The 19,119-nt window shown below is 44.0% G+C and carries 19 protein-coding genes; 13 read left to right on the forward strand and 6 right to left on the reverse strand.

Annotated elements, in window-relative coordinates; translation table 11 throughout:
- Positions 1–16 precede the first annotated feature (16 nt).
- The 12 genes from ACLWBB_RS13300 to ACLWBB_RS13355 all read left to right on the forward strand — a co-directional run bounded on the left by ACLWBB_RS13300 (position 17) and on the right by ACLWBB_RS13355 (position 12,871).
- Positions 17–595, forward strand: coding sequence for a PilZ domain-containing protein (locus ACLWBB_RS13300; protein WP_413288019.1), 579 nt, complete (start codon positions 17–19; stop codon positions 593–595).
- A gap of 15 nt (positions 596–610) precedes the next feature.
- Positions 611–1,321 (forward strand): MotA/TolQ/ExbB proton channel family protein, encoded by a 711-nt coding sequence (locus ACLWBB_RS13305; RefSeq protein WP_413288020.1) that lies wholly within the window; start codon positions 611–613, stop codon positions 1,319–1,321.
- A gap of 66 nt (positions 1,322–1,387) precedes the next feature.
- On the forward strand, positions 1,388–1,936 hold the full coding sequence (locus ACLWBB_RS13310) for an ExbD/TolR family protein (protein WP_413288021.1): 549 nt from the start codon (positions 1,388–1,390) through the stop codon (positions 1,934–1,936).
- A 3-nt stretch (positions 1,937–1,939) separates the two neighbouring features.
- Positions 1,940–2,434, forward strand: coding sequence for an ExbD/TolR family protein (locus tag ACLWBB_RS13315; protein WP_413288022.1), 495 nt, complete (start codon positions 1,940–1,942; stop codon positions 2,432–2,434).
- 1 nt (position 2,435) lies between these two features.
- Positions 2,436–6,152, forward strand: coding sequence for a tetratricopeptide repeat protein (locus ACLWBB_RS13320; RefSeq protein ID WP_413288023.1), 3,717 nt, complete (start codon positions 2,436–2,438; stop codon positions 6,150–6,152).
- A gap of 78 nt (positions 6,153–6,230) precedes the next feature.
- The gene (locus tag ACLWBB_RS13325; RefSeq protein ID WP_413288024.1) at positions 6,231–6,470 is read left to right on the forward strand and encodes a hypothetical protein; all 240 of its coding nucleotides are present in this window, start codon (positions 6,231–6,233) and stop codon (positions 6,468–6,470) included.
- Between the two features lie 37 nt (positions 6,471–6,507).
- A complete protein-coding gene (locus tag ACLWBB_RS13330; protein ID WP_413288025.1) occupies positions 6,508–7,962 on the forward strand; it encodes an AgmX/PglI C-terminal domain-containing protein in 1,455 nt (484 codons plus the stop codon).
- A gap of 18 nt (positions 7,963–7,980) precedes the next feature.
- The gene (locus tag ACLWBB_RS13335; RefSeq protein ID WP_413288026.1) at positions 7,981–8,757 is read left to right on the forward strand and encodes an outer membrane beta-barrel domain-containing protein; all 777 of its coding nucleotides are present in this window, start codon (positions 7,981–7,983) and stop codon (positions 8,755–8,757) included.
- 44 nt (positions 8,758–8,801) lie between these two features.
- A complete protein-coding gene (locus tag ACLWBB_RS13340) occupies positions 8,802–10,874 on the forward strand; it encodes a tetratricopeptide repeat protein (protein ID WP_413288027.1) in 2,073 nt (690 codons plus the stop codon).
- Positions 10,875–10,888: 14 nt separating this feature from the next.
- Positions 10,889–11,557 carry a hypothetical protein gene (locus ACLWBB_RS13345; protein WP_413288029.1) on the forward strand — a complete coding sequence of 223 codons (669 nt, stop codon included), beginning with the start codon at positions 10,889–10,891 and terminating at the stop codon, positions 11,555–11,557.
- A gap of 60 nt (positions 11,558–11,617) precedes the next feature.
- Positions 11,618–12,124: a DUF4442 domain-containing protein gene (locus tag ACLWBB_RS13350; RefSeq protein WP_413288030.1), complete on the forward strand. Its 507-nt coding sequence runs from the start codon at positions 11,618–11,620 to the stop codon at positions 12,122–12,124.
- A 210-nt stretch (positions 12,125–12,334) separates the two neighbouring features.
- Entirely contained in the window at positions 12,335–12,871 is a 537-nt protein-coding gene (locus ACLWBB_RS13355; RefSeq protein WP_413288031.1) for a hypothetical protein, read from the forward strand.
- A gap of 309 nt (positions 12,872–13,180) precedes the next feature.
- Here the strand turns inward: ACLWBB_RS13355 and ACLWBB_RS13360 are convergent, their stop codons facing one another.
- The 3 genes from ACLWBB_RS13360 to ACLWBB_RS13370 form a co-directional block, all read right to left on the reverse strand.
- A complete protein-coding gene (locus tag ACLWBB_RS13360; RefSeq protein WP_413288032.1) occupies positions 13,181–14,176 on the reverse strand; it encodes an NAD(P)H-dependent flavin oxidoreductase in 996 nt (331 codons plus the stop codon).
- Between the two features lie 37 nt (positions 14,177–14,213).
- A complete protein-coding gene (locus tag ACLWBB_RS13365) occupies positions 14,214–15,119 on the reverse strand; it encodes a hypothetical protein (protein WP_413288033.1) in 906 nt (301 codons plus the stop codon).
- 257 nt (positions 15,120–15,376) lie between these two features.
- A complete protein-coding gene (locus tag ACLWBB_RS13370; protein WP_413288034.1) occupies positions 15,377–15,628 on the reverse strand; it encodes a hypothetical protein in 252 nt (83 codons plus the stop codon).
- A 153-nt stretch (positions 15,629–15,781) separates the two neighbouring features.
- Here ACLWBB_RS13370 and ACLWBB_RS13375 point away from each other — a divergent pair, with 153 nt between their 5' ends.
- The gene (locus tag ACLWBB_RS13375; RefSeq protein WP_413288035.1) at positions 15,782–17,221 is read left to right on the forward strand and encodes a hypothetical protein; all 1,440 of its coding nucleotides are present in this window, start codon (positions 15,782–15,784) and stop codon (positions 17,219–17,221) included.
- 62 nt (positions 17,222–17,283) lie between these two features.
- Here the strand turns inward: ACLWBB_RS13375 and ACLWBB_RS13380 are convergent, their stop codons facing one another.
- From ACLWBB_RS13380 to upp, 3 genes are all read right to left on the reverse strand, one after another.
- Complete coding sequence (locus ACLWBB_RS13380; RefSeq protein WP_413288036.1) at positions 17,284–17,628, reverse strand: hypothetical protein; 345 nt, start codon at positions 17,626–17,628, stop codon at positions 17,284–17,286.
- Between the two features lie 199 nt (positions 17,629–17,827).
- Positions 17,828–18,448 carry a uridine kinase gene (gene udk / locus ACLWBB_RS13385; RefSeq protein ID WP_413288037.1) on the reverse strand — a complete coding sequence of 207 codons (621 nt, stop codon included), beginning with the start codon at positions 18,446–18,448 and terminating at the stop codon, positions 17,828–17,830.
- An 8-nt stretch (positions 18,449–18,456) separates the two neighbouring features.
- Positions 18,457–19,089, reverse strand: a complete 633-nt coding sequence (gene upp / locus ACLWBB_RS13390; protein ID WP_413288038.1) for a uracil phosphoribosyltransferase — start codon at positions 19,087–19,089, stop codon at positions 18,457–18,459.
- Positions 19,090–19,119 lie beyond the last annotated feature (30 nt).

A 19,119-nucleotide genomic window follows, 5' to 3' on the forward strand; every position in this document is an offset into this window, starting at 1 on the left:
AGAGAGAGGAAATCAAATGAGCGCACAGCAAACAACTGCACCAAGTCACCAAGAATGGTACATCCTACGTGGTGAAATGAAGTACGGTCCTTACGAATACAGTGCGCTCATTCACATGATCCAAACGGGCGAGCTCTTTGACTACAACTATGTATGGGCTCCTCACATGGAAAGCTGGATGTTGCTTGGCGATCTTCAGGAGTTCTCTAAAGACCGCCTTGCACGTCTCATTCAGACGCAAGACCACCTCACAGGTTCTTTCATCAAACGTGGATCTCCACGTATAGATGTCGACATCGATGTTTATGCTCACAATGATGCCAACTTTTTCGACGGAAAATGCAAATCTATCAGTGAAAATGGAGCTCTTGTGCTCTTGAATGATCCGTTGTTACTGCCTGGGCAAGAAATCGTCATTCACTTCCGTAGTGGTGAAAATAACCCTACAGGTTTTAACGTGAAAGCCGAAGTTATTAGAAAGAATTTTACAAAACAAAGAATCAACGTCAAATCTGGCCTGCATTATGCTGTTCGTTTCCTCCAAGTGCAGAAAGTCGGACAAGACGAAATTAAGAATATGCTTTTGAAGAAATAATTGGAGGAGACGTTTATGGGTTTTATTACATTTATGAATGAATCAGGTGTCGTAGGTTGGATTATCCTTCTTACAGGCATTGGCTCGATGGTCTTGGTTGCTGAACGCGCAAAGGCTCTTTACTTCAGCTACGGCTTGAACGTAGATGATTTCATGGCGAAGGTTCAAAACCTAGTACTCGCTAAGAAATTGGATGAGGCTTTGTTGATGTGCGCTCAAATGGAACAAAAGCCATTGGCTCGCGCATTTAAAACAATTCTTGAAAAAGCAGACAGAGATGATGAAACGATCTTCCAAGCTCATGACATCGCAATGTCTGAAAACGTTCCTCTTTACACTAAACGCCTTCACTATCTTTCAATGTTAGCCAACGTTGCTACATTGTTGGGTCTGTTGGGTACAATCCACGGTCTGATCTTGTCGTTCCAAGCGGTTGCGCAAGCTGACCCTGCACAGAAACAAGCGTTGTTGGCATCTGGTATCTCTATCTCGATGTATACAACAGCTTTGGGTCTTGCGGTTGCGATCCCTGCGATGGTGTTCTTCTCATTCTTGACTTCTCGTCAAAATCAATTGATCGAGCAGATCTCTGAGAAGTGCTCTAAATTGACAGAATTGTTGACTAGCTCTCATATCCCTACTCTCAACCGTCAGACAGTATTCCCTGACCAAGTTGCAGCACCAAAAGGCGGACATTCAGTTCCTCCTACGACAAAAGTTTCTTAATCTAGGGATTAATGAATCTCGACAGGGATCCCTTGGGCGGGGATCTCTGAAACGCGGAGAATGAATATGAGAAGAGTTAAAAAGGTCAAAATTAATCATGAGTATGAGTTCGAATTGGACTTAGCACCACTCCTCGCGGTGATGGTAAAGCTAGTTCCAGTACTCCTCGTGTCTTCCGCTTTCGTTCAAATGACGGTTATCGAAACTCAATTGCCTCAAGTGGTTCAACAGGCAATCGAGAAACAAGATAAAGACGAAAAAGCGGCTCACATCACTATAGAAGTTAAAGAAAAAGAAGGTGTGAAGATCATCGTTAAAAAAGACGGCAAAGAAAGCGTTGAAGTCGTTCCTAAAAAAGCGGACGGCAACTTCGACTTTGCAAGACTGCATGAAAGACTTCGTGATGTAAAAACTCAAAATCCCGAAGTATTCAAGGTCGACATCTCTCCTGATGCGGGTGTTTCTTACAAAGACATCGTACATGTGATGGATGAAGCACGCAGAAGCCGTGACAATAAAATCAGGTTCCCGGTCTTTGATAAGGTTAAAAATCAGGAAGTTCAGACAGACTATATGTTTCCTGAAGTTAACTTTGCGAACACGATGGAGGGCTAACACATGAGAAGACGTTATGAACTCCCAAAGCAAAAAAGCACGTTCGCATTGAACATCACATCAATGACCGACATGTTTACAATCATGCTCGTGTTCTTGTTGCAAACTTACTCGACTTCTGATGTTGAGATCATTCCTGAAAAGGATATGCGTTTGCCACAATCCACATCATCTACCAACCCTGTTGAATCTATCAAATTGGTGGTTTCAAAAGAGTTGATCAAGATTGACAAGGAAAAGATCGCAGACATGAAAAACGCGGATTTCGAAGCGAAAGACATCGATCCAAACGATGCTAACTTCATTCTGCCTTTGTTTAACGAACTCGACAAACTCGCTAAAGACGAAAAACTGAAAGATAACCCTGCTGTTAAAGAAGGACGTATTTTGTTGCAAGCAGACGCTGGACTCCCTTACTCAGTATTGAGAAAAGTGATGTACACTGCTTCGATGGCTGGATTTCCGCAGTTGAAATTAGTGACCCTCGTTGGAGATTAATATGAGCTCACGTTTTTTCTGGATCCTACTTGCAACGATTGTTGTTTCTGAACCAAGCTTCGCAAAGAAGGAGGCAGGCAAAGGCTTGCTTCCTGAAGTGCGTATTGGCGAAGGCGGAAACGAAACCGATAACGACAAAAAGGCTCTGACTTCCGAGATCCTCATTACTCGTTCTGAGAATAAAGCGATTGATTCTCTTCAAAAGCTAATCAAAACCAAAAAGCCAGGCAGTCCAGAAAACGCGGACCTTCTCTATCGTCTTGCTGAACTTTACATGAGACGTTCTAAATCCGGTCGTTTTTTTGATATGAATCAAAACAACCCGGTTGTTAAAATGAGCTCCTTCCCAATTCCAAATGAACGTGGCGCAGATGCAATCAAACGCGCTATTTCTGTTTTTTCACGTATTGAAAAAGAAAATCCTAACTTTAAAGATATGGATGCTGTCTTTTTCAATAACGCTTTTGCACACCAACAAATTGGCAAAAGCAAAGAGGCTTCGATCCTCTTTACTCGCTTAGTTGAAAAGTACCCTAAATCTCCTCTTATTGCGGATGGTACACTCGCTTTGGGTGAACTTCTCTATGATCAGGGTAAATTCCAACTAGCACTTGAGCAATTCTCAAAAATCGAGAAGATGCCAAAATCTCGCGTTTACTCTTACGGGTTGTATAAAGCCGCTTGGGCTTACTACAACTTGAAAGACTCTGAAAACGGGATCAAACGCCTTCTTCAAGTTGTAAAATCAAATCCTGCTTTGCAAGAGGGTGAGGTTCCAACAAACCGTCACAATCTTCGTAAAGAAGCTCTTCGCGATTTGACTATTTTCGTGGGTGACTCCTACCCTGCTGACAAGCTCTATGCCTTCTTCGAGAAGACAACTCAAAATAGCGAGCTCGGTTCTGCAATTATGGACATGGCGAAGCTGTACCTTTCACACAGCCGTCAAAAAGAGATGGGTATCTTCCTTGGTGAATTCATCGATAAGAATCCATCAAATCCTTACTTGGTAAAAGCAAATCTTTACCTTGTTGAAGCTTATGAAGACCTTAAGCAACGTGATAAAGTTGTAAGTCACCTTCAAGCAGCAAGTGACCTTTGTAAAGCCAACTCTTCTTGGAGAACACAACAGAAGCCAGAAGAAGCTGGTGAACATTGTGAAAAAGATTTCCGTCGCGATTCTCTTGAGATCGCAAAAAAATGGTGGGAAATCTGGTTGAAGAACAAACAAAACGTCGCTTTCTCTGATTTAACTCAGAAATCTTTCCGTTTGATCCTCGACAACGAAGATCCAACTAAGCCAGACGTAAAAACTCACTTTGCTTTGGCGGAACTTTTGTTCCAATTAGGTAAATACGATGAAGCTTCTGCTGAGTATAAGTTCGTGGGCGAACGCGCTCAAGAGCCTACTCTTCAACATGATGCTAACTACGGCGCTCTTTACTCTGTGGAAAAAGCTTTGGATAAATCCAAAGAAAAAGATCCAGCTAAAGACGCTCTTCGTAAAGAGCTTGCAACTATCTATTTGACGAAGCATCCAAACGGCAAATACTCATTCAACGTTCGCTTTAAGATGGGTCATATTGCCTACGAGGAAAACAACTTCCCAGAAGCTGAAAAGTGGTTGAAGCCTATTGCTGACTCTAACAAAGATCCAGAGCTTAAGAAAAAGTCTGAAGATTTAATGTTGGATATGCTCAACATGAAGAAAGACTACGCTGGTTTGCAAAAGCTTTCTAAAAAGATCATCGCTGGCGGCGCTAACGAAGATCGCAAAAAGAACATGACAAAAATCTTGGAAGAGTCTCACTACTCTGAAATCCAAGACTTCTCTAAAACTGGTGAAGCAACGGCTGCAGCTCGCAAGCTTTTGGACTTCGCAAAAGAACACGAAGGCTCTGCTCTAGCGAAAGATTCTTTGTGGCAAGCACTAAGCCTTCTTTATGCTAACGGACGTCCATTCGAAGGCGCAGAGCTAAGCTTGCAGTATGCTAAGAAGTATCCACAAGACAAAAAGACTTTGGATGGTTTGAAAGATGCTGCGAAATCTTATGCTGAAATCGGTCAGCTTTTGAAAGCTGCAGAGACTTTGAAAATCATCGCTGATATGGATAAGAAACACGCCAATTCACACCTTGAAATGGCGGCGGACTTCTTGCGCCTTGAAGGTCGCACGAAAGAATCTCGCGATATCTATAACAAACTCATGCAAGGCATGGATAACAAAAACCAAGCTCGTATGATTACTAAAATCATGGCGACTTACGGTGAAAACACCAAGAATCCTGAATACCAAAAGCTTCAAGAGAAAATCTTGGCGATCAATATGGAGCCTTATGCAACTCAAATCCTGATGGAACGCGCTGAAGCCCTTTTAGCTTCTGGCAAAAAGACTCAGGCTTTCGATGCTGCTAAGAAGATCATGGGCCGCAATATCTCTAACGACGATAAAGCCCCTGCCCGTTTGATCCAAGCTCAAGTGTTGGAATCAGAGTTGGTCCAGCAAAGCGTAAAAGCTAAGATGGACAAGTTTGCAATGGTTCTTGGCATGAAGACCGAGAAACTCGACAAAGCGCAAACTGCTTACTTGAATGCTTTAAGCCTCAGCAAAGAGGAAAAAGTAGTTCGCAAAGCTTTGGCAGGTCTTGATCGTTGTTATTCAAACTACATCGATAGCTTGAACAACATGCCAATGCCTGGCGGCTTGAAGCCAGATGAAAAAGAGATCCTAAAACAGGAACTCACTAAAATCACGACTCCGATCCAAGGTAAAAAGGCAGAGAACGAACAACGCCTTAAAACATTGGTTGTGGTTCGCGCTACGACAGATGGCAAAGAGCGTGACTACACTGAGTTCAATCCTGAGTTTAGCATTGCTCCGTCTGTGTCTTACCCGCCAGCAGCCCAATTCGAGGCTTATCTGACGGCTAAGACCGACATGAGCCCTTCTCGCGTGCAAAAGGGCCAGACCAAAGCCTGCGCTCGTACGTTCGCGACAAAGGATGCGAAGATCAATGCGATCTTGGATAACGCGAATAACTGCTATGTCTCAAAACAATACGATATCACTGAGAAGCTTGGTTTGGAGCTCGCTAAGTTCAAAGAAACACGCACATTAGGTCTTTATTACTTGAGCTTGGCTTCTGAAGCCCGCGATCAAAAAGAGAAAGCTTTGTGGCTCATTGATGAACTCATGAAGACTCAAAGTGAGAATGCGCTCGTTCAATACCAGAAGGGCCGTCTCATGTATCAGCTCGAAGATATCAATGCGGCGATTCCATTTTTTGCCAAAGTTGTAGACATGAATATAGGTTCGGCAGAAATCTCAACTTTCGCTGCAGTAAAAGCTTACACTGAAAAAGACTTTATCACATCCACGGAGAATTTCTCGCGCCTCACACAAGACCAGGTGTATAATTACAACATGGGACCTTTGTTCAGTGAAGCTTGGGCACAGCGTGGAGAGACAGAAAAAGGCCTTCAGTTAATCGCTGAATTATCCGCTAAGAAAAAGGACAACGTGGACATGTTATTACAACAGGCCCACCTGATCGAGGCTTATAAATCATCTGATATCGCGACTGCTAAGCAGGTCTATGAACGCATTGGCAAGGTCACGTATAAGATGGATTTAAAAGACTGGATCGCTAAGAAGTTAACTTATCTAAAGGGCCAGGTCCCACCGCAAGGAAAGGTGACCTCTTTAGATAAAGAGTAGTACTAAAAATTGAATAAGTATTGAACCAAAATGAAGTCGCTCTGCTAGTAATTCCGAAGACTTGTTATGGAGGAACAATTGAAAACATTAATCGTAGGATTAATTGTTGTCTTGGGATGTGTGTCAGCAGAGGCGAAGCAAAAGGTAACTCGTAAAGTCCAAGAGGTCAATTTCGGTGAAATGAACCTCAAAGGTACGATTCGAAATCCTGACGGCGCCTATCTCGTTCAGAAGAAGGGTATTAAGTTCCTTCCTCTTTACGATATTCAAAAGGATATGGACGGCCGCATTCGTGAATCTAGCCTTTATTTGAGATAAGTATTTTTTTACTTGTTAATGACTTTACGGGGTACGTATGAACAATACTTTAATTGTTAAGCAACAGCTTAAGAACGGCACTGTTAAAACTTGGAAACTGCGCAACTCGCAGCAGGTTTATACTTTCGGTGCTTCCCGCGTAGCGGATGTCATCTCAATCTCCCCTACTTCTAAAGGTATGCTCGGAACTTTCGAGTGCCGCGATGGCAAGTGGTGGTATATTGACATGAACATGGATACAGTGGGCGCAACAAACGAGTGCCAAATCTGTATCGATAGCGAAAAAACACTTGAGATCGCAAACTCTACAGTTCACTTAACCCCAGTGATCAGAGAAGCAGATCTTTACAATCGCCTTGAAAAAAACTCTCACGAAAATGACGGCCATAAAAAACCTTATCAGCTTTTCCTCGTGAAATTGCATGACAAGGTTATCGAGACCCGCGTAGTACCGATGGGTCAAAGCTTCATCCCTGAAATGGCTGTTACCAAGAAAGTAATTCCTGCGAAGGACTCCTCTTCTTGGGTACAATACACTTTAGATCAATATCTCGTTCGCCAAAAAACCGTTTACTTGACGGCTGAAGAGGCGATGACTCGTATGACTCCTGCTACATTGATCGATAAAGACGCTAGAAAAGGTCTTATGATCGTTCTTTTGGTAGGCTTCATGGTGGGTGGACTCTCATTGTTGGGTCCAAAGAAAGAGGAAATCGCTGTGATGCTTCCTCCTCCACCGGCACAAAAAATTGTTGTTAAAACAAATCCTTTGAAAAAGAAAACCAAAGTTGCTGAGGCGAAACCAGTTCAGCAACCGCCTTCTGCACCTAAAGAGCAGAAAGCCGCGTCAGCTCCAGCTGGAGCTGGCAAAATTGCCAATATGTTGAAGGCAGTTTCAGATCCACGTATCTCTCGCTTGATCGGAAAAGTTTCTGCTCAAGCAGCTAAAAGCGGTAACGTCATCGTTTCTAACGGTGTAAAAGCTGGCTCGGGCGTAAGCGGTCGTGCATTGGCAGCTGTTGGTAACATGGACCGTTCTGGCCGTGACTACGGTACAGACTCCACTGCTCAAGGCGTGATGATTTCTACTGCCGGCCGTGGTGGCGGTAAAAACACTTCTGGTATCGGCGGCCTTGGTGCCGGTAACACTGGTAACGGTGGTGTTGGTTTGATCGAGGAAGAAAGTGAAATTGTCGGCGGCTTAGACCGCGAAGTCATCGCTCAGTACATCAAGTCCCAATTGGGTCAGATCTTGTACTGCTACGAAAGACAATTGAGCGCCAACCCTGATTTGTTCGGTAAAGTTGCTGTGAAATTTACGATTGCTGGCACCGGCTCTGTTGAAACTCAGGCCATTGGTGATACTACACTTAAAAACGCGACCGTCGAAGGATGTATCTTGAATAAGGTTGCAAAATGGAAGTTCCCAGCCCCAGCAGGAGGGACAAAAGTGCTCGTCACTTATCCATTCTTATTCAAGAGTACAAACTAAGACGGAGGAACAAGTAAAATGAAAACTCTCACTCTCACGTTGATGCTTTTAGGGAGTTCCTTAGCATACGCACAAACACCGGCCCCAGCAGCTGCAAAGCCTGCGGCTACTAACAGCGGATCCGACAAGCTTGACATTAAAAAGCTTGAGCAAAAGTATTGGTCAGCGAAAGATGACGACTTCGCAGTCGTTCAAAACAGACGCTATACCAAAGCGAACCGCGTATTCTTGAGCTTGAACGCCGGCGTACCATTCAATGACGCCTTCAGCGCAGGTAGTATTTCCAGCGTAAACGTTGGTTACTTCTTCAACGAACGTTGGGGCTTGGATCTTGAATATAAAAATGGAAATTTGACCGACAACGACAGCACCAAGTTGTTCAATGAACGCTACGGTGTTTATCCAGACCACAACGTATTCCAATCTTCACAGATCTTGTCTGTAACATTGGTACCGTTCTACGCAAAAATGAGCTTCATGGATACGTCCATTATCTACTTCGATATGGGCTTCTCTGCAGGTGCTGGTATGTTGAACTATAGCATTAAGCAAGCTGCAGGCGACTTGAGTGAGTCTGCTCCGGTAGCAAAACTTGGCGTATTCCAACAGATCTTCTTCACAGAGCACTTAGCTCTTCGTGCGGAACTTGCGAATACTTGGTCTAACCAACAAAGATATAAATACTACGTCACACTACCTACAAGTGTCGGTGGTGGTGCGGTAACGGATCGCGACCTTGGCAAGAAAATGATTAACGATACATCATTGCTATTGGGGCTTACGTACTGGTTCTAATAACCACGAACTAGCAAGGGATTTTAGTTACTTTTGGGGGACGTATGAAGACGAACAAATTATTACTTACCTTGATTACCGCGAGTGTGTCTGTGGGCACGGCACATGCGCAAACAAAAACTTACACTAAAAGTAGCAAGGTTCCTGCCTACCGTTTGGTTCAAAAAAACAAACGCGTAAATGATATTCCTCGTTTGAACATTGGCGACGAAAGAGAAATCGTTGCTAACATCAAACCGTTGAGTATTCCAGAGGCTGGACAAGTTAACTTGAATCCAATTTCAAGAAAACAGTCCCCTCCCCTTTTACAATTCAACTTTGACATGACAAAGGTTGCTCCGGTAACAAATGCGAAAGCAGTTACTAACAGCAAAGCTATTCAAAACGTTCCAGACCTTAAGGTTTTGAATGAAATCCAAGATCCAGTTTTGGATAATGTCGAAGCTAAACCTGAATTGGCAGCAATTGTAGAGATGAAACCAAACGACTACAAAATGCTTCAGGCTTTGATTTTCTTGGAATACCAAAAGAACTACGAATTGGCTTTCGGTCTATTCTCTGAACTTATGGAAGACCCAGAGTATCGCACCGAATCTTGGTTCAACTATGCATTAACTGCCAAGGGACTTGGCTTGAACTCTGAGTTCCGCATGGGCATGATCAAAGTTGCTACCGATACAAAAAGCAAAGAATGGCAAGAAAGAGCCGTTCAGAAGCTTATTGAAAATGTAAATATCTTGAAGGTGTCTGATGTTAAGTACGTGGATCCTTTGATCACCAAGTACGACATTGACACTACTCAAAACGAAACTTACCAAATGTACCGCGCCAAGTACTATCTTGAAGCTGGTCAATTGGGCCAAGTTGAAGACGCTTTGATCTTCATTGGTGATAAGTCTCCGAACTATCCAGAAGCTACTATGATTAGCGCTCTTTCACTGTACCGCCAAGGTAAAGTGGATGATGCGATCATCACTTTGAACAAGCTGATGGAAATGACTGAAAATGACAGAAAAGGCACAATCCGTAACGTTGCGGGTTTGACTTTGGGTCGTATGTACTTCCAAAAAGGTGCATACAAAGACTCTTTCCAAGCGTATTTGAAAGTCGATAAAACAAACCCGATGTGGTTGCAAGCGATGACTGAGCAAGCTTGGACACAAATCATGGCTGAAGATTATGAAGGTGCTGCAGGAAATATGTTCTCTCTTCACACGGACTTCTTTAAAAACGCTTTCGTTCCTGAATCTTACACTGTACGCACAGTGGGTTACTTGAACCTTTGCCAATACGGTGACGGTATCCAAGTTCTAACGGACATGAAAAAGAAGTTCACTCCGTTGAAAACGAAATTGGCAACATATCAAACTGCCAACGAGAAACGCCCTGCTGCTTACTATGAAACGGTAAAAGCTTGGTTGAAGAATTCTGATCGTAAAGAAGTTGATGGTTTGCCACGTCCATTCATCGTGGAGTTGGCTCGTCACCCTTCTTTCACAGTTCCACAAACTGAAATCAACAGCTACGAAGATGAAATTGCTCGCTTCAACAAAGTAACAATGACTCTGATCGCTCGCGAGAAGACAGTTATGAAAAAAGCTGGTGAAGCTGGTAGAGAGATCAGCGAGATCCGCAAAAAGCTCATTGACGATAAAAATTCTGAATCTTTGAAAGCTAGCTTGGCAACTGCTGAAAAACGCCAAATGAGCTTTAAGATCCAACAATTTATTGCTCAAAAAGCTCGTACTTCAATCAAAAAACTTCGTGAAATGGGCATTGCCCGCATGGAGAAAGAAAAGTCTGACCTTCGCGAACAAGCAGGTACGGCTTTGAAAAGTCGTATGACTCAATTAGCTGGCGGCTTGAACCGCGTGCTTGAGCAAAACGAAGTCTTAGCTTACGAACTTTACTCTGGTGCTGGTGAGCACATCCGTTACCAAATGGCTGGCGGAGACATCAGCGAAAAAGAACGTCCGGAATTGAAAGTTGAAAAGGCAAAGAGCCTCAACTGGAACTTCCAGGGCGAAATCTGGGAAGACGAAGTGGGTCACTACCGCTCTTCTCTGAAAAACGTTTGTCCTCAAGAGGACAAAGTCACTAGCTTAGAAAATAACTAATTAAGGAGACGCATATGAAGAACGTAACAAACACAAAAAAAATGCTAGCGAGCTTCCTCATCGGCGGCTCTCTTGTGGTAGCACCTGCAGCTTTTGCTCAAACAACTGCAAAAGACGGTCTAACAAAGATCAAGTCGAATCTTGATAACTCAAAAACTAATTTGGGTGAATATCAAAAGAATCTAAAAACGGTGGACAAAAACATCGGCGAAATCAACAAGGCTAAATCCCAAGTTGACGAGCAAAGAAAGACCGTTCAAGGTTCTTTTGAAGAAAACAAAAAATCTCTTGTTAAAGTAGACGGCCAAGAAAAAGAAATTCAGGCTTTAATTGCCGAAGAAAAGAATAAAAAAGCTCAGGAAGAAAAGAAACTTCAAGAGCTCCAGGCAATGATGACGAAGCTTCAGGAAAACATCCAGAAGCGTGAAGCAAATCTTGCTGAGTACGAAATGCAAATGGGCTCTGTCCAAGAAGAGAAAAAGATTTGGGCTTCTCGTGGCGAGCAAATTAAACAACAAGGACAAATGGTAGACCAACGTGCCCGTTCTTTGGCGACTTCCGAAAACGATTGGAAGAACAAGAAAAAGGGTTATGAAGGCGAAGTTGGACGTTGGAGCAAAGAAGTTGACCGTCAACAAAAACTCCATGACAATTATACTTCACTAACAGAAGTGAGAGACTAACCTAAGCGCTTTGTTTTATACGGACAAACCTAAAAGCTCTCCTTCGGGAGGGCTTTTTTTATGTCTAAAACCGCCACAACTAAGGCACCTGTCAGCCTCTTCAAAGCAAATCTCTTCCTGAAGGCCTATGGGATCTTTAAAATACCTCTCCTGGCATATGTAAGCCCTAAATGTGTGGAGCTCTCCCCCACCCGTAGCGTGATTAGAATCAAACTTGGCAGACGCAGCCAGAATCATCTTAAGGTCATGTATTTCGGCGCCCTGGGTATCGGCGCAGAGCTCTCGATCGCAATCACGGCCGTGTCTTCGATCTATGAAAGTGGTCAGCGTATTGATTTCATCTTTAAAGACTTCAAAGCGGAATTCCTGAAACGCAATGATGGCGATGTTCACTTTATTTGCGATGAGGCGGACAAGGTTCGTGCTTTGATTGAAAAAGCAACGACAACTGGCGAAAGACTCGAGGGTACCTTCAAAGGTTACTGCACAGTCCCTTCAAAAAGCGAAACCGAAAAGACTGCAACCTACGAGCTGACTCTTTCGGTGAAGAATCGTTCTATAAAGTAATCGTATGGGGCTCAAATCACGAGCCCCCGCCCCCGTGTGGTCGGCGGAATTCCTTTGCACTCTAAAAATGGTCTAAACTTTGAACAGCTACCCAAAGCTTAGACAGTCCCTTTTCCATCGACCTCAGAAAAAGAGAAACCTTTTCCCTATCTCATCCGTCTACCAAATACGTACTTAAACTCAGTTCAAGATTATTTTGGAGGGGGATTTATGAGATATCTATTAATACTAAGCGCATTGGTGTTCAATTCTCATTTTGCATCAGCACAAGTTGCTGGTCCCGAGAATATGGCGGTCTATTGTTCTGGAGACTATCTTGTCACGGCTGATTCAAAATTTTACGCTCTTAATCCAGGCGAAGTAAAAGAATTAAGAGTGGACCTTCGTGGTATTTGCTCACTCTATCTTAATGCAGATACATCCCTCCAAATTGGAGTGTCATTCTCCAATGATCCATACTGGAGAAAAGGGAAAGATCAAATCGCAGTTCAAGGGCTAATCTTTGAAGTCATTGATGCAGTGACTGGACAAAATTTGGTGGATCTCGCAAAAAGCCTCGATGCACCCGCCTGCAACTGGGGCTCCGGATTTGTGTTTTCGGATTTGACCACTATGCCTATGACCTTAAGACCAGTTATTCTCCGCTTAAAAAATGTTGGGCGCAGATCAGTAAGTGCGGCATATACACTTCATTATAGTAACACTCCACTTACTTCCCAATGTTCGGACTATCCGCGCACAAGATAACTCACAAAATTTCGAACAAATTCTACGAAACTTAAAAAACTCAACGGCACTCGGAAAACCGAGTGCCGTTAGCATTTTAAGAGGCCTCTAGACCAACCTTTTTACAGTCGCCAAAAACTTCTACAGTGGTTTTTTACGTAGTTTTCAAAAAAATGGAAACGTTTTTACCAGCCCGGTCGTCTTCTGATTAACAAGGAGAATGAATCATGGAAATGTTCGTATGGAGTTTTAACATGGCAATCGTTATTTTCTTATATTGCGCACTCTCATTCACTTCAAATCCAAAAGATCCAACATTATCGTAAGCGCTTATGGCAGGCTTTGTTTTGCTTCGTGATACTCATTCACAAGCCTGCGATAGATCTCTGCAGTCTCAAGGATATCGTCAACTAATCCCACAGATTGACCTGCACTCCAGACGGTTTTCCAAGAAGGATTCGTGGCCGACTTCTCAAGCGCTTTCATGCCCATCAAATGAATAAGTGGTACAACATATTTTTTGGTCATTGGATTGTCTTTAAGGCTCTTCAGCAACCAAGGTAAATCGGTTCCAAGCTTTTTCACGTAGTCCGTGTTAATGACGGCTGCTGGTGTGCCCGATACTCTTGTCGTCATCACGATATCTTCCGGAGTAGAAGAAACAACTGCTTGCTTGTAGGCGATGTCTACACCCGCTTCCTTAGAAGCGATAAAGCGTGTCCCCACACTGACTGCTGAAGCACCAAGCGCCAAACACGCAGCAATCTGTCCACCGTGAGAAATACCTCCCGCTGCGATAATTGGAATTTGCAATTCACTCTTCAGCCATGGAATGAGTACGAGCGGAGAAATCGGTCCCGCATGGCCACCGGCACCCGCGCCAACCGCGATGACGCCATCAGCGCCAAGATCTTGTACCTTTTTGGCGAACTCTAAGTTCGTCACATCACAAACAACTTTGGCGCCATTTTTGTGGGCGTCTTGAATCACCGACTTTGGATTACCCAAAGAAGTGATGAATAACTCTACTCCGGCATCCAAGGCGATTTTCAAATCCCCTTCTTGGCGAGTATTACTTTTGTTCACAATAATATTCACACCAATTGGTTTTTTGGTGCGGCTTTTGATATTTGTTAGAGCTTCTTTGAATTTTTCAGGAGGTCTGTAGTTCAGTGACGGAAAGGTTCCAACTCCACCCGCCTCGCTCGCAGCAACGACAAGATCTTCGTTACTAACCAAGAACATCGGAGCGGCAATAATCGGATATTGGACACCCATCAATTTCGAGAATGAAGTTTCGATGGGAGCAAGTTTATTTTGAGCCATAGGTCCTCCAGCAAATATGCTAGAGGATTTTTAGAAGTTATTGAAGCTTTTTGCACTGACGCGCATAACTGCGATCACACTCAAGACTGTCATCACTTTGGCAGGACTCTGCCTGATCGGTTTTCCACGTGCGAGCGTCTTTACATTCGCCGGCAACTTGTCCCGCTTCTGCGGATTGGATATAAGATGTGAATCTTTGTTTTTCAAAGGCGATTTCTGTGGGATTCATGGGTGTGGGCTCTGGCGTCGGCGCTGGAGCCACTTCAACCACCGGTGTTGGTGCTGCTGCAACCACTGGCGCTGTCCCGTCTTCTTTCTTATCTGCCGCAACAAGGCTTTCTGTGGACTCGACGTCGTTACCCACAACTTCGACTGCAGACTGCCCCTCGTCAGCCCCCTCTACAGGAGACTGCGCATCGACTTTTTGCTCTAAAGCGACCATAACGGGTTCATTCAAAAGTCTTTGAACTTCGGTGAAGGTTTCTACGAGGTCCGCTGAGAGTCTTTCAAAATCCGTAAGTCCAAAACTGCGCCACTCTTCCAACAGAACTTGAGGATCTTCACCGAACTGGAAACGATCCATTTCATCTTTCGCGGCTTGAAGAACGCGCATCGTGATTTCTTTTTTATTCTGAAACTCAACCGGAGCTTTTTGAATTTGCTCAAAGTAACGAGCCCCTTCTAAAAGCAAAAGCATACGTTCAATAGAGCCTTTGACTGAAATGCCTTGTTGTTGATTGCCTTGAGCTTCTGGCAACGTTGAACGATAGAGTTCGTAAACTTCAACCTGGCTGAGGTTTTGAGCTTGGTTCATACGGCCGAACCAACGAAGACTGCGAGGCAGATCTTTTTGCAAAACTTGAAGGGCGTAATCATTCGGAGCGGCTGCCAAAGCGCCCCAAGATGTGAACAAAGTTAAGAAGAAAACAACCACCCATTTCATAGACACAGTTGTAGCACAATTCCGAAGTCCTTCCTGTACCTTATAAGCTCTTCTGAAACATCTTCTGAACTGTCAAAAGTGTTGACGGAAAATTCCACTGGATGGTGTTGATTCGTGTCTGCAAATTTGAAATCCTTAGAGGTAAGAGCAGACGAGTTCACCGTAAACTATGAATTCGTACTTCATTTATATGAAGGGGGAAGGTCGCTATGAAAGCCTTAAGTGCATTCCTGATAGTGAGTGTAATCTCGATGCTTTCAATAGCGAATACCCCAGGCTCTTATATAGATCGAAATCCCGATCACCGCTGCCAGCACCCCAGTTCCTCTTGCGTTCAGCTGGGTTGTTTCTATGAGCACTGCGATTTTGACTCTGACATCGAAAAGATCACTCGCGCCTGCCAAGCAGTTTGGGACGACGGCTGTATTCGCGCAATCTGCAATCGCAAAGGCGATTGTTCCTTTATCACGAAATTCATTAAATACACCGAACTTTGCGGACGCGGCCACTCTAACTAACAGAGATTCTTAGCCCTTTTCCGCGCTCTGTTTAAACTTTAGCCAGTTCACAAACATGTGCCATATCTATATTGCGCATTACCCAGCGTTCCCTAAGCATCAAACTTGAAAGAAGCCCTTTCATAGACCGAAAGGACTCGTCCCATGAAAAACAGATCTTTAGCTATTTCCCTGAGCTTCGCCATTACCCTTCATTCTGCTTTAGCAGCGGCGATCGCTCAGCCTCCCTCGAAGAGTCCCCTATTTAACGCTGATACTGTCGTGCAATTAGAGATGGCCGCAGACTTCGTGAAGATCCGTAAGGCTGCACCAGACGGTGGGTTCAACTTGGAGGATGGGGAACTCAATGATCCTCAATACTATGGCGCCATTGCCCTCAGAGACTCCAGCCATCCAGAAAGAGCGTTTACTGGACAAGCTCGCGGCCGGGGCATGTCTAGTCTGTATTTTGACGAGTCCGAGTTCCCAAAACTCAAAGTAGAAATTCAAGATTCTGAGGATCTCAAAGGAACCCTGTTCCAGGGTGCTCGAAACTTTCGCGTCAACACTCATCTTTTTACCAACTCAGAAGGTGAACATACTCCAATGGGACGCTTGATTGGCGACAACGGCCCGATGAGAGAAGGTCTTGCCTATCGCCTTGCCGAAGCTCTTGGACTTAAAACTCCGGCGACTCGTTTAGCACGCATTCGTTACACTGATTATGGTACAAAAACCTCTTTCACCCGTAATGCACTCCTCGTTGAAACCACCAAAAAAATCGGAGAACGCCTGGGTGGAACTGAGGTTTTGGAATACGAATTTGCTGAAATGGAAAAGACTGGCATTGACCCTGTCGAAGGCGCCCTCTATCGTCTTTTCCACAAAATAATAGGTAACGCTGATATTCAGCTTCGTGTTAACGAAGCTCCATTTATGACGACAGAAAACCGTCGCGCGATCTTTAATGCCATGGTGTTTGAAATGCCGGACAAACGCCGCGTTCCGGTGATCTATGATTTGGATATGTCTAGTTTTGTAACTGGCTACGGCGAAATCAAGTTTACCAGAAAAGAATTTAACTTGAACACTCGTGAAGCTGCATTGTTCGTAATCGGATTCGGTTCACTACGCCAAAAATTCACAAAGGAACAACTTGATAAAGCGATCGCAATTGCAAAATCGAAAAAAGATCTTCTCTATCAAGTCGTCCAGAATACACCGGTGGACAAGGCAGGCCGCGAAAACGCAAAACTCCATTTAGATACTTTCTTCGCTTACATTGACCACGCGATGAGCCTTCCGATCATTATTCAAGAAGGCGTGCAATTCTATAGCGATGCTCAAAAGAAAAATGCCATTCTTCCACTAAGTCCGATGAGTGAAGAGCCGGGAACTCTTAGACCCGGAACTCCTGTCGCGATTCTAGGTAAAGAAGGAAAAATGCTTAAAGTTGCGATCTTGAATATCAACAACGACCTTCCTAGTTATGACAAATACATTGGCTATATAGATGCCAACACCAAGATTGATACCGTCCTTCCAAGCGAACTTGTCGGCCGCGCTGACGAACGCGATATGAGCTTTGGTGCTCATGGCGGTTAGCCAAAAAAAGACGCCCTTTTTGAGGGCGCCTTTCATTCATAAAATCGAGAATACACCAAAACTTATTTTACAACAGCACAAATCAGGCTTTGCGACATACCAGTATCCTCAGAGAGGATGCTTTCGTAAGTTTCACCTTCGTAGTTTTTACGAGGCGAGGCTGATAACTCAAGTCTTGTTTCAGTTCCATTTGGATGAACGTAAGAGATAGATAGCTTTGAAGTATCAAGAACTTCCAAGTCATGAGAACGGCTTTGCACAAAACGAGGTGAGCTTTGCAAATCCACCAAGTTAAAAGTTCCTCGAGAGTCAGAAGAGCAAGAGAGATGATCTACCTTGCGCAAATCAAGCGCTTGAGCTCCTGCAGAAACCAAAAGACCTAATGCTAAAACGATAAGGCTTTTCATATATTCCTCCGATATTTCAAAATTTCTAGAAATAAATGCAGGTTTTATTCCAACGTTAAAAGCGTTGTATTACAAATCGCCACAAAAGTCGTGTTGATGGATTGGACAGCTTTTTTTTTGCGGCACTCGCGTACCCTGAGAAAAACAACGGTACGCCCGCTTCGGAGGAAAAACAAAAGACCTACTCTTAGGAGCAAATCTAAATTTGCGCCTTCCGTCTGAGTCTTGAGCTGAACTCTTTCAGAGCCGTGCTGTATTCACCTAAATCTTTGATGACGGTGTGAGCATGATTCTTCGAAGGCTCTACGAACTGATTGTGCATCGGGCGCACTTGAAGTTCGAATTGCTTGCGAACACCATCTTCGGTGCGACCACGTTCATGAACGTCTCTTTCAAGACGACGCTGAAAGCGCAAGGACTCGGGAGTATCAAAGAAGACGGCTTCGTCTAGTTCTGCACGCACTTCCAGAGAGTGAAGAATCAAAATCCCATCCACCAAAATCACTTTCTTAGGAAGACCTAAGAGCGTTTCTTTTTGGCGAGTATGCGTTTTAAAGTCATAGATCGGAATCTGAATATTCTGCCCAGTCTTCAATATGCGAAGGCCCTGGGCCAATAAAGCGAAATCAAGACTGCTCGGATGGTCGAAATTCACCGAACCGCCGTCACCGTCGAACTTTGCCGATTGATCAATATAGTAGTTATCTTGATAAAGGATCATACACAGGTCATCGCCCAAAGTTTTTTGCAACTCTTTTGCGAAGTGGGTCTTCCCAGACCCGCTTCCGCCCGCAACACCTATGATATGTGGCCTCGTCATGCAGCTTCCTACTTCGTTTGGAACAAACGATCCCCGGCATCGCCAAGGCCCGGAACTAGATATCCCAGTTCGTTCATCTCATTTTCGATGTTTACAGTATACACTTCAACATCTGGATGGAAATGCTGAATCTTCTCAAGGCCCTCACGGCTCGCCAAGATGCTGATCACTTTGATCTTGCCGGCGCCATAATTCTTCAAACGCTCTACCGCAGCAACGATCGTATCCGCAGTTGCAATCAAAGGATCGCACAACAGAATCTCTTTACCGTCGATATCTTTTGGCATCTTAAAGTAATACTCGACAGTATTATGGATGAACTTATCACGATAAATACCGATAAAGCCTGAACTTGCAAATGGGATCATTGAAAGAGCCGCATCCAACATGCCATTGCCTGCTCTCATAATCGATACCACAACCGGAGGTCGAACGATTCTTTCCGCCTGAGTTTTTGCAATCGGAGTTTCGATGTTGATGGTCTCCATCGTCGTCCAATCCTTCATCGCTTCATAGACAAGAATCTTCGAAATCTCTTTAACAATCTCGCGGAAATCCTGAGAATGAGTGTTTTTATCTCGAAGGTATCCAAGCTTATGCTTTAACAGAGGGTTTGTTACTACTTTAACTTTGTCGCTCATAAAATGATCTCTCTAATAGTTTAAAAATTA

It is taken from the genome of Bdellovibrio sp. HCB337 (assembly GCF_047302465.1).
Classification (GTDB): domain Bacteria; phylum Bdellovibrionota; class Bdellovibrionia; order Bdellovibrionales; family Bdellovibrionaceae; genus JACMRP01.

Bases quoted from the DNA above. Each gene is read 5' to 3' on its own strand.
- ACLWBB_RS13335 (WP_413288026.1), top strand. From the start codon at position 7,981: ATGAAAACTCTCACTCTCACGTTGATGCTTTTAGGGAGTTCCTTAGCA.
- ACLWBB_RS13315 (WP_413288022.1), top strand. From the start codon at position 1,940: ATGAGAAGACGTTATGAACTCCCAAAGCAAAAAAGCACGTTCGCATTG.
- ACLWBB_RS13310 (WP_413288021.1), top strand. From the start codon at position 1,388: ATGAGAAGAGTTAAAAAGGTCAAAATTAATCATGAGTATGAGTTCGAA.
- ACLWBB_RS13320 (WP_413288023.1), top strand. From the start codon at position 2,436: ATGAGCTCACGTTTTTTCTGGATCCTACTTGCAACGATTGTTGTTTCT.
- ACLWBB_RS13355 (WP_413288031.1), top strand. From the start codon at position 12,335: ATGAGATATCTATTAATACTAAGCGCATTGGTGTTCAATTCTCATTTT.
- ACLWBB_RS13380 (WP_413288036.1), bottom strand. From the start codon at position 17,628: ATGAAAAGCCTTATCGTTTTAGCATTAGGTCTTTTGGTTTCTGCAGGA.
- ACLWBB_RS13365 (WP_413288033.1), bottom strand. From the start codon at position 15,119: ATGAAATGGGTGGTTGTTTTCTTCTTAACTTTGTTCACATCTTGGGGC.
- ACLWBB_RS13340 (WP_413288027.1), top strand. From the start codon at position 8,802: ATGAAGACGAACAAATTATTACTTACCTTGATTACCGCGAGTGTGTCT.
- ACLWBB_RS13330 (WP_413288025.1), top strand. From the start codon at position 6,508: ATGAACAATACTTTAATTGTTAAGCAACAGCTTAAGAACGGCACTGTT.
- ACLWBB_RS13375 (WP_413288035.1), top strand. From the start codon at position 15,782: ATGAAAAACAGATCTTTAGCTATTTCCCTGAGCTTCGCCATTACCCTT.
- ACLWBB_RS13300 (WP_413288019.1), top strand. From the start codon at position 17: ATGAGCGCACAGCAAACAACTGCACCAAGTCACCAAGAATGGTACATC.
- udk (WP_413288037.1), bottom strand. From the start codon at position 18,448: ATGACGAGGCCACATATCATAGGTGTTGCGGGCGGAAGCGGGTCTGGG.
- ACLWBB_RS13305 (WP_413288020.1), top strand. From the start codon at position 611: ATGGGTTTTATTACATTTATGAATGAATCAGGTGTCGTAGGTTGGATT.
- ACLWBB_RS13360 (WP_413288032.1), bottom strand. From the start codon at position 14,176: ATGGCTCAAAATAAACTTGCTCCCATCGAAACTTCATTCTCGAAATTG.
- ACLWBB_RS13345 (WP_413288029.1), top strand. From the start codon at position 10,889: ATGAAGAACGTAACAAACACAAAAAAAATGCTAGCGAGCTTCCTCATC.
- ACLWBB_RS13350 (WP_413288030.1), top strand. From the start codon at position 11,618: ATGTCTAAAACCGCCACAACTAAGGCACCTGTCAGCCTCTTCAAAGCA.
- upp (WP_413288038.1), bottom strand. From the start codon at position 19,089: ATGAGCGACAAAGTTAAAGTAGTAACAAACCCTCTGTTAAAGCATAAG.